The organism is Rhodococcus wratislaviensis (assembly GCF_900455735.1).
GTDB lineage: Bacteria > Actinomycetota > Actinomycetes > Mycobacteriales > Mycobacteriaceae > Rhodococcus_F > Rhodococcus_F wratislaviensis.
This window is the reverse complement of sequence record NZ_UAUI01000022.1, coordinates 320,958-333,214: the sequence shown is the minus strand read 5'-3', so window position 1 is coordinate 333,214 and position 12,257 is coordinate 320,958. Positions and strand designations below refer to the sequence as shown.

The 12,257-nt window shown below is 68.1% G+C and carries 11 protein-coding genes; 7 read left to right on the top strand and 4 right to left on the bottom strand.

Annotated features, from left to right (window positions below; translation table 11 throughout):
* Positions 1-49: 49 nt before the first annotated feature.
* Positions 50-1,171, bottom strand: coding sequence for a phosphoserine transaminase (gene serC / locus DTA22_RS24040; RefSeq protein WP_009478036.1), 1,122 nt, complete (start codon positions 1,169-1,171; stop codon positions 50-52).
* Positions 1,172-1,212: 41 nt separating this feature from the next.
* Entirely contained in the window at positions 1,213-2,343 is a 1,131-nt protein-coding gene (locus DTA22_RS24035) for a citrate synthase 2 (RefSeq protein WP_037234514.1), read from the bottom strand.
* Between the two features lie 270 nt (positions 2,344-2,613).
* On the opposite strand from DTA22_RS24035, the gene pdxH reads away from it, so the two are divergent.
* The 5 genes from pdxH to DTA22_RS24010 all read left to right on the top strand — a co-directional run bounded on the left by pdxH (position 2,614) and on the right by DTA22_RS24010 (position 7,763).
* Positions 2,614-3,285: a pyridoxamine 5'-phosphate oxidase gene (gene pdxH / locus DTA22_RS24030; protein WP_037234511.1), complete on the top strand. Its 672-nt coding sequence runs from the start codon at positions 2,614-2,616 to the stop codon at positions 3,283-3,285.
* Positions 3,286-3,327: 42 nt separating this feature from the next.
* Complete coding sequence (locus DTA22_RS24025) at positions 3,328-4,614, top strand: MFS transporter (RefSeq protein WP_112301140.1); 1,287 nt, start codon at positions 3,328-3,330, stop codon at positions 4,612-4,614.
* A 52-nt stretch (positions 4,615-4,666) separates the two neighbouring features.
* Entirely contained in the window at positions 4,667-5,629 is a 963-nt protein-coding gene (locus tag DTA22_RS24020; RefSeq protein ID WP_112301139.1) for an aldose 1-epimerase family protein, read from the top strand.
* A 428-nt stretch (positions 5,630-6,057) separates the two neighbouring features.
* Positions 6,058-7,353, top strand: coding sequence for a citrate synthase (locus DTA22_RS24015; protein ID WP_037234502.1), 1,296 nt, complete (start codon positions 6,058-6,060; stop codon positions 7,351-7,353).
* A gap of 47 nt (positions 7,354-7,400) precedes the next feature.
* Positions 7,401-7,763 (top strand): FKBP-type peptidyl-prolyl cis-trans isomerase, encoded by a 363-nt coding sequence (locus DTA22_RS24010; RefSeq protein WP_005244090.1) that lies wholly within the window; start codon positions 7,401-7,403, stop codon positions 7,761-7,763.
* A gap of 30 nt (positions 7,764-7,793) precedes the next feature.
* On the opposite strand, the gene DTA22_RS24005 is transcribed toward DTA22_RS24010, so the two are convergent.
* Positions 7,794-9,158 carry a sensor histidine kinase gene (locus DTA22_RS24005; protein ID WP_112301138.1) on the bottom strand — a complete coding sequence of 455 codons (1,365 nt, stop codon included), beginning with the start codon at positions 9,156-9,158 and terminating at the stop codon, positions 7,794-7,796.
* The gene (locus tag DTA22_RS24000) at positions 9,155-9,871 is read right to left on the bottom strand and encodes a response regulator transcription factor (protein ID WP_037234498.1); all 717 of its coding nucleotides are present in this window, start codon (positions 9,869-9,871) and stop codon (positions 9,155-9,157) included. The genes DTA22_RS24005 and DTA22_RS24000 overlap by 4 nt, the downstream gene beginning before the upstream one ends.
* Before the next feature lie 82 nt (positions 9,872-9,953).
* On the opposite strand from DTA22_RS24000, the gene DTA22_RS23995 reads away from it, so the two are divergent.
* Complete coding sequence (locus tag DTA22_RS23995; RefSeq protein ID WP_037234496.1) at positions 9,954-10,871, top strand: mechanosensitive ion channel family protein; 918 nt, start codon at positions 9,954-9,956, stop codon at positions 10,869-10,871.
* A gap of 29 nt (positions 10,872-10,900) precedes the next feature.
* The gene (locus tag DTA22_RS23990; RefSeq protein WP_112301137.1) at positions 10,901-12,241 is read left to right on the top strand and encodes a cryptochrome/photolyase family protein; all 1,341 of its coding nucleotides are present in this window, start codon (positions 10,901-10,903) and stop codon (positions 12,239-12,241) included.
* Positions 12,242-12,257: the final 16 nt, after the last annotated feature.

Here is a 12,257-nt window from a genome sequence, read left to right as displayed (position 1 = left end):
AGCCCCCGGCACCGAGGTGCCGGGGGCTGACGGACGTGTGCGCCGGGACTCAGCCGAGCTGCGAGACGACCCAGTCGATGCTCTTCGTGAGCTGCGAGACGTCCTCGGGATCGATCGCCGGGAACATGCCGACACGCAGCTGGTTGCGGCCCAGCTTGCGGTACGGCTCCGTGTCGACGACGCCGTTGGCGCGCAGGATCTTCGCCACCTGGGCGGCGTCGATCTTGTCGTCGAAGTCGATGGTGCCGACCACCTGCGAGCGGTGAGCGGGATCGGTGACGAACGGGGTGGCGTATTCGCTGGCCTCGGCCCACTGGTACAGCCGCGAGGACGAATCGGCGGTACGCGAGGTGGCCCAGTCGAGGCCACCCTTGCCGTTCAGCCAGTCGATCTGGTTGGCGAGCAGCAGCAGGGTGGCCAGCGCCGGGGTGTTGTACGTCTGGTCCTTGGAGCTGTTGTCGACTGCGATGGGCAGCGACAGGAAGTCGGGGGTCCAGCGACCCGAATCCTTGATCTCCGCGACGCGCTCGAGCGCCTTCGGGCTCATCAGCGCGATCCACAGTCCACCGTCGGCGGCGAAGCACTTCTGCGGGGCGAAGTAGTACACGTCGGCGTCGGCGACGTTCACCGGCAGACCGCCGGCGCCGGACGTGGCGTCGATGGCGATGAGCGCATTCTCCGAGCCCGCGGGACGCGAGACGGGGATCGCGACACCGGTGGACGTCTCGTTGTGCGCCCAGCCGATGAGGTCGACCGAGGGATCCGAGACCGGCTCGGGCGCACTGCCCGGGTCGGCGGAGACGACGATCGGGTCGCCGATGAACGGGTTGTTCTTGGCGACCGACGCGAACTTGGAGCTGAACTCACCGTTCGTGAGGTGCAGCGACTTCTCCCGGATCAGGCCGAACGCGGCCGCGTCCCAGAACGCGGTGGTGCCACCGTTGCCGAGCACCACCTCGTAGCCCTCGGGCAGGGAGAACAGATCGGCGAGGCCGGACCGCACGCTGGCGACAACGTCCTTGACAGGCTTCTGGCGGTGGCTGGTGCCGAACACCGAGGAGCCCACCTCGACCAGCGACTGCAGCTGTTCGGGCCGAACCTTGGAGGGTCCGCAGCCGAAACGACCGTCGGCGGGCAGGAGGTCTGCGGGGATGATCGGTGTGGAGGTCATCGCTACTTTCTGTTCCTTACTGGTTCTGGCGGGGGAGACGGTCAGCTGGTGTGGGCGATCTGGTCCCAGCCCTCGACGGACTCGGGGGTGCGGGGTGCGGGTCCGGTGTAGATGGCGGCGGGGCGGACGAGTTTGCCGAGGCGTTTCTGTTCGAGGATGTGGGCGCACCAGCCGGCGGTGCGGCCGCAGGTGAACATCGCGGGCATCATGTGTGCGGGTACCTCGGCGAAGTCGAGGATGACCGCGGCCCAGAATTCGACGTTGGTTTCGATGGCCCGGTCGGGGCGGCGTTCGCGCAGTTCGGCGAGGGCGGCCTGTTCGAGGGCGGCGGCCGCCTCGTAGCGGGGGGCGTTCAGGCGTTGGGCGGTGGCGCGCAGCACCCGGGCGCGGGGGTCTTCGGCGCGGTAGACGCGGTGCCCGAAGCCCATCAGCTTTTCCTTGCGGTCGAGGATGCCCTTGACCAGGGTGCGGGCGTCGCCGGACTTTTCGGTGTCCTCGATCATCGGCAGGACGCGGGCGGGGGCGCCGCCGTGCAGCGGGCCGGACATGGCGCCGATGGCCCCGGAGAGGGAGGCGGCGACGTCGGCGCCGGTGGAGGCGATGACGCGGGCGGTGAAGGTGGAGGCGTTCATGCCGTGCTCGGCGGCGGAGACCCAGTAGGCGTCGATGGCGGCGACGTGGGCGGGGTCGGGGTCGCCCTTCCAGCGGACCATGAACCGTTCGGTGACGGTTTTCGCTTCGTCGATCCGTCTCTGCGGGACGGCGGGCTGGTAGATGCCGCGGGCGGATTGGGCGACGTAGGACAGGGCCATGACGGAGGCGCGGGCGAGTTGTTCGCGGGCGGTGTCGTCGTCGATGTCGAGGAGGGGCTGGTATCCCCAGATGGGGGCGAGCATGGCCAGGCCGGCCTGGACGTCGACGCGGACGTCGCCGGTGTGCACGGGCAGGGGGAACGGTTCGGCCGGGGGCAGTCCGGGGCCGAAGCGGCCGTCGACGAGCAGGGCCCACACGTTGCCGAACGTGACGTGCTTGGAGACGAGTTCTTCGATGTCGACGCCGCGGTAGCGCAGGGCGCCGCCGTCCTTGTCGGGTTCGGCGATGTCGCTGGTGAACGCGACCACACCTTCCAGTCCGCTGACGAAATCGTCCGGTATTGCCGCGCTAGCTGACATAGCTCGTGGACTCTCCTCGTTCGAGTGCCCCCGGTCAGAGCGGCACTGTCTCGGCGTTCGACAATTGCGCTCGGCGTGCATGCGGGATGGGCAGGCACCTTCGTCCGCGCAATCGACTTCCCTTCCCCGGGCATCGCACGATCGCGGCTGCAATCCGAGGGGACGGGTTCGGTCCCCAAAACTTTAGCCGGTGTCACCGGAGAGTTGATCAGTGCATACCCGGGAGTAGCGTTCTCGGCTGTGTCTCCAGATGCAGAACAGCCGAAACCGGTGAACAAGGACCTCGCGGCGATGCGCGTCGGTTACGCACACCAGGGCGCTGACGGACGGTACGTCGACTCCGATCTGGACGCCGACCAGCTGAGCGACGGCTGGCTTCCCCTGATGCGGCTGTGGCTCGAGGACGCCGTGGAGGCCGGGGTTCCCGAACCCAACGCGATGACCCTCGGAACCGTCGACGAGCACGGACATCCGTGCACCCGCACCGTCCTCTGCAAGGGACTGAGTGCCGACGGTGTGCTGTTCTTCACCAACTACGACTCGGACAAGGGCCGCCAGCTGGAGGCGGTGCCCTACGCGTCGGTCACGTTCACCTGGGTGCCCGTCGCCCGGCAGATCACCGTCCGCGGTCCCGTCGAGCGCGTGAGCGCCGAGGTCACGGACGAGTACTGGCACAGCAGGCCCCGCGGATCCCGGCTGGGGGCGTGGGCGTCCGAACAGTCGAAGCCGATCGGTTCGCGAGCCGAGCTGGACGCCGCGCTGCTGCACGCGGCGGAGCGCTTCCCCGTCGACGTCGACATCCCGGTCCGGCCGGACTGGGGCGGAATCCTGATCCGCCCCGCGGTCGTGGAGTTCTGGCAGGGCCGCGCCAACCGGATGCACAACCGCATCCGGACGTCGCTGGTCGACGGCTCGTGGACGGTGGAGCGACTGCAGCCGTGACAGCCGGGGAATAGTGAGCACGGGAAACGAGCTAAGGGAAGAATGACCGAGACCGTCACCGAGAAGAAGACGCGACGGCTACTCGCCGACACGGCGCCGCTGCAGAACCGGGACTACCGCCGCCTGTGGGCGGCCGGGATCGTGACGGTGATCGGCGGGCAGCTCAGTGTCGTCGCCGTGCCGCAGCAGGTCTACGAGATCACCCGCAGCTCGGCGTACGTGGGTCTGACCGGCGTGTTCGCGCTGGTACCGCTGATCGTGTTCGGGTTGTGGGGCGGCGCGCTGGCCGACGTCATGGACCGGCGGAAACTGCTGACGATCACCACCGTCGGACTCGGTGCCACGTCCGTGCTGTTCTGGGTGCAGGCAGCGCTGGGCCTGGACAACGTGTGGCTGGTACTCGGACTGCTGGGGTTGCAACAGGCGTTCTTCGCGGTCAACCAGCCCACCCGCAGCGCGATCATCCCGCGGCTCATCCCGGCGGAACAGCTGGCCGCCGCCAACTCGCTCAACATGACGGTCATGCAGTTCGGCGCCATCGCCGGACCGCTGCTCGCCGGTGTGATGATTCCGACGGTCGGGCTGTCGACGCTGTATCTCGTCGATTCGATCGCACTGCTGGCCACGCTGTGGGCAGTGCTCCGGCTGCCTGCCATCCCGCCGACCGGGGAGTCGCGCCGGGCGGGGCTGCGCGAGGTGTTCGACGGATTCGCCTACCTCGCGACCCAGAAGGTGCTGCTCGCGTCGTTCGTCGTCGACATCATCGCCATGGTGTTCGGCATGCCGCGGGCGTTGTTCCCGCAGATCGCGCACGACACGTTCGGCGACCCGGCATCGGGCGGTGTGGCGCTCGGCCTGCTGTTCGCGGCGATGTCCTTCGGCGCGGTGGCAGGCGGGGTGTTCTCCGGTTGGCTGCCGCGGGTCCGGCGGCAGGGCCTCGCCGTGATCGTGTGCATCGTGCTGTGGGGTCTCGCGATGGTGGGCTTCGGCGTGGTGGTGGGGGTCGCGTCGCCCGGCGGCAGCCCGGTCCTGTTGTGGATCGCTCTCGCGTTCCTCGCATTCGGTGGCGCCGTCGACATGGTCTCCGCCGCGTTCCGCAGCACCATGCTCCAGCAGGTCGCCACGGACGAGATGCGCGGACGACTTCAGGGTGTCTTCATCGTCGTCGTGGCCGGGGGTCCGCGGATCGGTGACGTCGTGCACGGCGCGGCCGCGGCGGCGGTCGGGACGAGCGTGGCTGCCGCGGGCGGCGGCATCCTCGTCGTCGTCGGTGTGGTGATCGCCGCGCTCGCCTTCCCGGCACTGGTGCGGTACAAGGTCACCCGCTAGGTTCCTGTGCGCCATCACATATTTCGTGCCCATCTCGGGCACACTGAAGTGCATGGGTGAACCGCAGTCTTCGAAAACGGACAGGCCTGCCACGGCCGGATTCGAGATCCGGGGAGGCGGCTACCGGGCCGGTATCGCGGCCACCGGCGCCGGTCTCCGGCTACTCGAATGGGATGGTCCGGAGGGGCCGATGGCGCTCACCGAGACGTGGGACCTCGGAACCCGGCCACCGTTGTCGGCCGGGTTGATCCTCGCTCCGTGGCCCAACCGGATCCGCGACGGCCAGTTCGTCTTCGACGGCATCGACCATCAGCTCGAGATCACGGAACCCACGTTCGGCAATGCCAGTCACGGATTCGTCCGCCGCCGGGACTGGCGTGTCGCGAATCACACCGACGACCGCATCGAGTTGTCGATCGACGTCGGCCTCCACAAGGGGTGGCCGTACCCGCTGCGGCTCACCGTCGCCTACGTCCTCGACGACGACGGCCTGACCGTGACGCACACGGCCACCAACACGGGAGCCATCCCGGCACCGTTCGGGATGGGCTTCCACTCGTACGTTCGCGCCGGCGACGTCCCGCTCGACGAGTGCACGCTGCACCTGTCCGCGGGCACCCGGCTGCCCCTCGACGAGCGCATGCTGCCGAGTGGGGGTTCGCAGCCCGTTGCCGGCACCGAATACGACTTCACCAGCCCCCGCACGTTGGCAGGCGTCGCTCTCGACACCCCGTTCAGTGCACTGGACGTCGACGCGGACGGCAGGTCGCGACACGAATTGCGCGCGCCGGACGGCACCGGAACCGTCCTGTGGGCGGCCCGTGAGTTCGGCTGGCTGCAGGCGTTCGTCGCGGATCCCGACGCCGGCAAGTCGTATCCGGGCCGCGGGCGGGCGCTGGCGCTCGAACCGATGACGTGCCCGCCGGATGCGTTCAACTCCGGGATCGATCAGTTGGTGCTCACTCCGGGGCAGCAGTGGACCGGTGTGTGGGGCATGTCCGCGCTGGGGTCGTAGCGGTTCAACTTTCGAGCATCGGGTGCCCACTTGGTGAGACGGTGTAACACCGGTCGCGGTCGGGCCGATACGTCGGGCGGGGGTTCTTCTGTCGCGGCTGCGGCGCTCTGTATCACCCTCTGTTCTTCCCTCACCGCGTCGGGCGTCACGGCGTGCGTTCTCCGCCGTGCTCGGCATCTGTGCAGGTAACACGGCCAGTCCAGTCTCGGGTCGCTGGCCCTCACCGATTCCGCTTCCGCGCCGTGCGGGCAAATCGGACACTCGCGGATCCCGTTCGGCGACCCTTCTCCGTGGTCGCCGCGCGTCCCGCGGCGGACCCGGATCACGGGCTCTGAGCGGACCCGCCTTCGGCACGCAGGCCAGAGTGGGGCTAGTTTCTACCTGAATGAAGTTGTTACTCATTGGTTTGAGCTTGAGAGGGATGCTTCGTGCCTGACAATGACACAAAGCCCACGCTTACCTACCCTGGTGGTGAGCACACGATGTCCATTGCCAGGGCAACCGAGGGCAATGACGGTATCGAACTGGGCAAGCTGCTCGCCAGCACCGGGTACACCACCCTGGACCCGGGTTTCGTCAATACCGCCTCCACCAGCTCCGCGATCACCTACATCGACGGTGAGCACGGGATTCTCCGCTACCGCGGGTACCCGATCGAGCAGCTGGCCGGGAAGTCGACCTTCATCGAGGTCAGCTATCTGCTGATCTACGGTGAGCTGCCCACCACGGCGCAGCTCGAGTCGTTCACCGACCGGATCCGGCGCCACACGCTGCTGCACGAGGACCTCAAGAGGTTCTTCGACGGATTCCCGCGGAACGCACACCCGATGCCGGTCCTGTCCAGCGCCGTCAACGCGCTGTCCGCGTACTACCAGGACTCCCTGGACCCGGCCGACCCGGAACAGGTCGAGTTGTCGACCATCCGCCTTCTCGCGAAGCTGCCGACCATCGCGGCCTACGCGTACAAGAAGTCCGTCGGGCAGCCGTTCCTGTACCCGGACAACTCCCTGAACCTGGTCGAGAACTTCCTCCGGATGACGTTCGGCTTCCCCGCGGAGCCCTACGAGATCGATCCCGAGATCGCCAAGGCTCTCGACATGCTGCTGATCCTGCACGCCGACCACGAGCAGAACTGCTCGACGTCGACGGTGCGGCTCGTCGGTTCGTCCGACGCCAACCTCTTCACCTCCATCTCCGGTGGCATCAACGCACTCTGGGGCCCGCTGCACGGCGGCGCCAACCAGGCGGTGCTGGAGATGCTCGACGAGATCAAGGCCAGCGGTAGTAATGCGGACGAGTTCGTCCGCAAGGTCAAGAACAAGGAAGACGGCGTGAAGCTCATGGGCTTCGGGCACCGCGTCTACCGCAACTACGACCCGCGCGCGGCGATCGTCAAGCAGACCGCGCACACCATCCTCGAGAAGCTCGGCGGCGACGACGAACTGCTCGACATCGCTATGGCCCTCGAAGAGGCGGCGCTGACCGACGACTACTTCGTCGAGCGCAAGCTGTACCCGAACGTCGACTTCTACACGGGTCTGATCTACCGCGCGATGGGCTTCCCCACGCGCATGTTCACCGTTCTGTTCGCCATGGGCCGCTTGCCCGGGTGGATTGCACACTGGCGCGAGATGCACGAAGATCCCGCTACGAAGATCGGCCGTCCGCGCCAGATCTACACCGGTTACACCGAGCGTGACTACAAGGACGTCACAGGTCGCTGATCGCGGATACCTGTGCCGAACGATAGAGCCCTCACCGAGGAGGACATATGACCAAGCCCGAGATCGAGTTCCAAGACGGACCCGCCCCGACCGACCTGGTCATCAAGGACGTGGTGGTCGGAGACGGCGCAGAGGCCGTCCCCGGGGGCACCGTCGAGGTGCACTACGTCGGCGTCGAATTCGAGTCCGGCGAGGAGTTCGACTCCTCCTGGAGCCGCGGCGAGTCCATCCAGTTCCCGCTGCGCGGCCTCATCAAGGGCTGGCAGGACGGCATCCCCGGCATGAAGGTGGGCGGACGTCGTCAGCTCACGATCCCGCCGGAGCTCGCCTACGGTCCCGCCGGCGCCGGACATCAGCTGTCCGGCAAGACGCTGGTCTTCATGATCGACCTGCTCGACGTGAAGGAATAGTCTCCGCAGTACCCAGAGCCCCGCATCACCTCAGGGTGACGCGGGGCTTTCTGCTGTCCGTGGTTCCGCTCTCGGTGGCTGGTGTGTGGTGTCGGTGTGGAGTTCGACGACGAGGCGTGCGCCACCGAGCGGGCTGACCTCGAAACGTGCGCTGCCGTTGTGCAGTGCCGCCTGCTGCGCGACGAGCGCGAGGCCGAGGCCCGACCCGCTCTTCGTCGCGTTGGAACCGCGGTGGAACCGTTCGAACACCGCGGCCCGTTCGGCCTCGGGCACCCCCGAGCCGTTGTCGTCGACGACGACGGTGGTGATGCCGTCGGCCGCTCTCAGCGTGATCGTCACCGCGGTGGCACCGCCGTGGCGGACCGCGTTCTTGATGGCGTTGTCCAAGGTGAGACGCAGCCCACCGGGCATGCCCCGGACCGTCACCGGGGTCGCGTCGACGGTCACCTGCAGGCCCGGATTGTGACGCATCGCCTCCTCGGCGGCGAGGTCGCTGATGTCGACGAGGTCGCAGTCCACGAAGTCCTTGTCGGTCGACAGCTCGCCGCGGGCGAGGCGCTCGAGGTCGGACAGCGTCGATTCCACCCGGCCCTGTGAGCGGGCGAGGTCGCGGAGGATCTCGTGCTGCTGGTCCGGCGTCAGGTCGAGAGTGGTGAGGACCTCGAGGTCGGTGCGCATCGCGGTGAGCGGGGTCCGGAGTTCGTGTGCCGAGACGGCGGCGAAGTCGCGTGCGGTGGCGAGCGCGGCGGTGGTCGCGTCCTGCGCCTCCGCGACGTCGCGCAACATCGACTCCGCGGCGGAGGCCAGTTCGTCCGCCTCCCGGACACCGGAGGTCGTGGGCGTCAGCTTCGGTTCGCGGCGCACGATGCGGCCGGTCAAGTCGACCAGCGGGCGCACGGCACGACCGCCGAACAACCAGCCGAGACCGCTGGCCGCGGCGATGGCGAGCACTCCGACGAGCGCCACCTGCCGTTGCTGCTCCGACGTCACGTCCTGGGCTTCGGCGTACGGCACGGCGAGGGAGATCCGGGTGCCGAGGAGCGGCACGGTCGCGGTGTACGCCCGGTACTTCGTGTCACCCACCTCGACGGTCTGCTGGCCCGGGTCGAGTTCGGGCAGTTGGGTGGGGGTGCTGACCAGCACGGTGTTGCCGTCGGCCGAACGGATGGTGATGGCGAACGCACCCTTGTCGCCCAGTGCCCCCAGGAACAGTCCCGCGGTGGCAGCGTTGGGAACCAAGACATCCGACGCCGTCTCCAGCCGCCGGTCGAGTTGCGACAGGTTGTTCCGGTTGATCGCCAGCGACACCAGGATGCCGAGCGCCACGACGATGATCGTCGCCCCCAGTGCGGTCGCGGCGGCCACGCGGGTCCGGAGGGAGAACGACCGTTTCACGACGGTTCCCGGAGCACGAACCCGACTCCGCGGACCGTGTGCAGGATGCGCGGCTGACCACCGACTTCGAACTTGCGACGCAGGTAGCCGACGAAGACGTCCACCACGTTGGTGTCGGCGACGAAGTCGTACCCCCACACCAGTTCGAGGAGCCGCTCACGGCTCAGCACGATGCCGACGTTGCGGGCGAGAACCTCGAGGAGTTCGAATTCCCGTTTGGTCAGCGTGATCTCCTCGCCCGCCATGAACACCCTGCGCGCGGACGTCCGGATCTCCAGGGCGCCGACGCGGATCGGTGGGGTCGCGGGCGAGCCGGCAGGCGCGGCGGCCGTCGTTCCGTGCCTCCTCAGCATCGCCCGGATCCGAGCGATCAGTTCGGCGAGGACGAACGGCTTGACCAGGTAGTCGTCGGCGCCCGACTCCAGTCCGGAGATGCGGTCGTCGACGGTGTCGCGGGCGCTGAGCACGCAGATCGGGATGTCGTTGTTCATCGCGCGGAGCGCGGTGACGACACCGGTGCCGTCGATGACCGGCATGTTCATGTCGAGCACCATCGCGTCCGGGCGTTGTTCGCTGACCACCCGGAGCGCGTCGGCGCCGTCGACGGCGGTGAGGACGGTGAATCCGGACAGCCGCAGGCCGCGTTCGAGGGAAGTCCGCACGTCCTCGTCGTCGTCGACCACGAGGACACTGGCTGAGTCGGTGACGGTCACTCCTGCATTGTGCCGTGGGCGCGACCCGCGAGCGTGCGGATGGCAGTTGTGGGAGCGTGTCTCGTCCGTACACTCGTTGGAGATGTTTTCTTCGCTGCAGGCATTCGAACTGACCGAAACCAACCGTGACTGGCTGATTCACCGGCCGGCCGAGATCGCGACCTACGTCGTCCTGGCGCTCGTGCTGCGTTTCGCGTTGCACCGGATGATCGACCGGATGACGCGGCCCCGGGAGCCTTCGGACAAACCGGCCATGCTCCGTCCCCTGCGGGAACGGGCCCCGCGCGGCGTCAAGGAGGCGATGGTCAACGAGCGCCGCGCGCAACGCGCCCGGACGATCGGGTCGGTGCTCAAATCGACCGTGTCGATCGTGGTGCTCATCTGGGTGGTGCTCCAGGTCCTCGCCGTCCTCGGCGTCAACGTCGCGCCGTTCATCGCGTCCGCCGGTGTGATCGGTGTCGCACTCGGTTTCGGTGCGCAGAACCTCGTCCGGGACTTCCTGTCGGGCATCTTCATGCTGCTCGAGGACCAGTACGGTGTCGGGGACGTCGTGGACCTCGGCGAGGCCGTGGGAACTGTCGAGACGGTGGGTCTGCGGGTCACCACGATCCGCGACGTCAACGGCACTCTCTGGTACTGCCGCAACGGTGAGATCGTGCGCGTCGGCAACATGAGCCAGGGTTACGCGGTCGCGGTGGTCGATCTGCCGATCGCGCACGCCGCCAACGTGCAGCGGGCGTGCGAGGTGGCGCTGGAGGCCGTCACCGAGGCGGCCAAGGGCGACACGATCGCGGCCGACGTACTCGAACCCCCGGAACTGCTGGGCGTCAACTCGGTGACCGCGGAATCGGTCACACTGCGGATCACCGCGCGGACCAAGCCCGGCAGGCAGTGGGCGGTGCAGCGGACGTTCGCCCGCGCTGCGCTGTCGGCGTTCGAGCACTACGACATCGACGCGCCGTACCTGTCGGTGCTGTCGTCTGCTCGCTCCACCAACTGATCGTCCCGCGCTTCGCTACCGTGACAGGTATGGACACCGCACTCGTCTGGTTCCGGCGCGACCTTCGGCTCGGTGATCTGCCGACGCTTCACACGGTGGCCGAGTCGGGGGCGCGTGCGCTCGGGCTGTTCGTCCTCGACGATCGGCTGCTGACAGCATCGGGCGGTGCTCGCCGGGACTTCCTGTTCCGCAGTCTCGCCGCACTGGACGACCAACTCGACGGCCGGTTGCTGGTGGTGAAGGGCGATCCCGTCGACGTGGTTCCGAGGGTCGCGGAGAAGGTGTCGGCCGAAGAAGTGCACGTGAGTGCGGACTACGGGCCCTACGGTCGCGAGCGTGATGCCGCCGTCGCCGAGCACGTCGATCTGGTGGCCACCGGTTCGCCGTACGCCGTGGCGCCCGGCCGGGTGACCAAGGCGGACGGGGAGCCGTACCGCGTGTTCACCCCGTATTTCCGGCAGTGGCTCGAACACGGGTGGCGCGCGCCGATCGACACCGGGCCCGCGACGGTGGAGTGGATGGACCCGGGTGACGTGAAGACGCGGCGGGTGACGATCCCCGAACCCGAATCCGACGGGTGCCCCGCGGGCGAGGCGGCGGCGCTGCAGCGGTGGGCGGAGTTCTGCGAGGACGACCTCGCCGGCTACGAGGATGCGCGGGATCGTCCCGGTCTCGACGCGACCAGCCGGATGTCGGTGTACCTGAAATACGGCAACATTCATCCGCGGACGATGCTCCGCGACCTCGCGCGCCGCCGCAGCAAGAGCGCCGAACAGTACCGGCGGCAGCTCGCGTGGCGGGACTTCTACGCCGACATCCTCTTCCAGCGTCCGGACAGTGCCCGCGAGAACTACGACCGCCGCTTCGACCACATCCGCTACGACAGCGGGCCCGACGCAGAGGAGGCGTACACGGCGTGGTGCGAGGGCCGGACGGGGTTCCCGATCGTCGACGCCGGGATGCGCCAGCTGAAAGCCGAAGCGTGGATGCACAATCGGGTGCGGATGATCGTCGCGTCGTTCTTCGTCAAGGATCTGCACCTGCCGTGGTGGCGGGGTGCCCGCTACTTCATGAACCAGCTCGTCGACGGGGATCTGGCGAACAACCAGCACGGCTGGCAGTGGACCGCGGGATCGGGGACGGACGCGTCGCCGTACTTCCGGGTGTTCAACCCGACGACGCAGGGCGAGAAGTTCGACCCCGACGGCGAGTACGTGCGCCGGTGGGTGCCCGAACTGCGCGGCATCTTCGGGAAGGCCGTTCACGCTCTGAAAGACGGCCGCCCCGATGACTATCCGCCGCCGATCGTCGACCACGCCCACGAACGGCAGGAGGCCCTCGCCCGCTACGGTGAGATCAAGGCCCTGTGAGTACTTGTTAACCGCG

Bases quoted from the DNA above. Each gene is read 5' to 3' on its own strand.
- DTA22_RS23990 (WP_112301137.1), top strand. From the start codon at position 10,901: ATGGACACCGCACTCGTCTGGTTCCGGCGCGACCTTCGGCTCGGTGAT.
- DTA22_RS23995 (WP_037234496.1), top strand. From the start codon at position 9,954: ATGTTTTCTTCGCTGCAGGCATTCGAACTGACCGAAACCAACCGTGAC.
- DTA22_RS24020 (WP_112301139.1), top strand. From the start codon at position 4,667: ATGGGTGAACCGCAGTCTTCGAAAACGGACAGGCCTGCCACGGCCGGA.
- DTA22_RS24010 (WP_005244090.1), top strand. From the start codon at position 7,401: ATGACCAAGCCCGAGATCGAGTTCCAAGACGGACCCGCCCCGACCGAC.
- serC (WP_009478036.1), bottom strand. From the start codon at position 1,171: ATGACCTCCACACCGATCATCCCCGCAGACCTCCTGCCCGCCGACGGT.
- DTA22_RS24035 (WP_037234514.1), bottom strand. From the start codon at position 2,343: ATGTCAGCTAGCGCGGCAATACCGGACGATTTCGTCAGCGGACTGGAA.
- DTA22_RS24025 (WP_112301140.1), top strand. From the start codon at position 3,328: ATGACCGAGACCGTCACCGAGAAGAAGACGCGACGGCTACTCGCCGAC.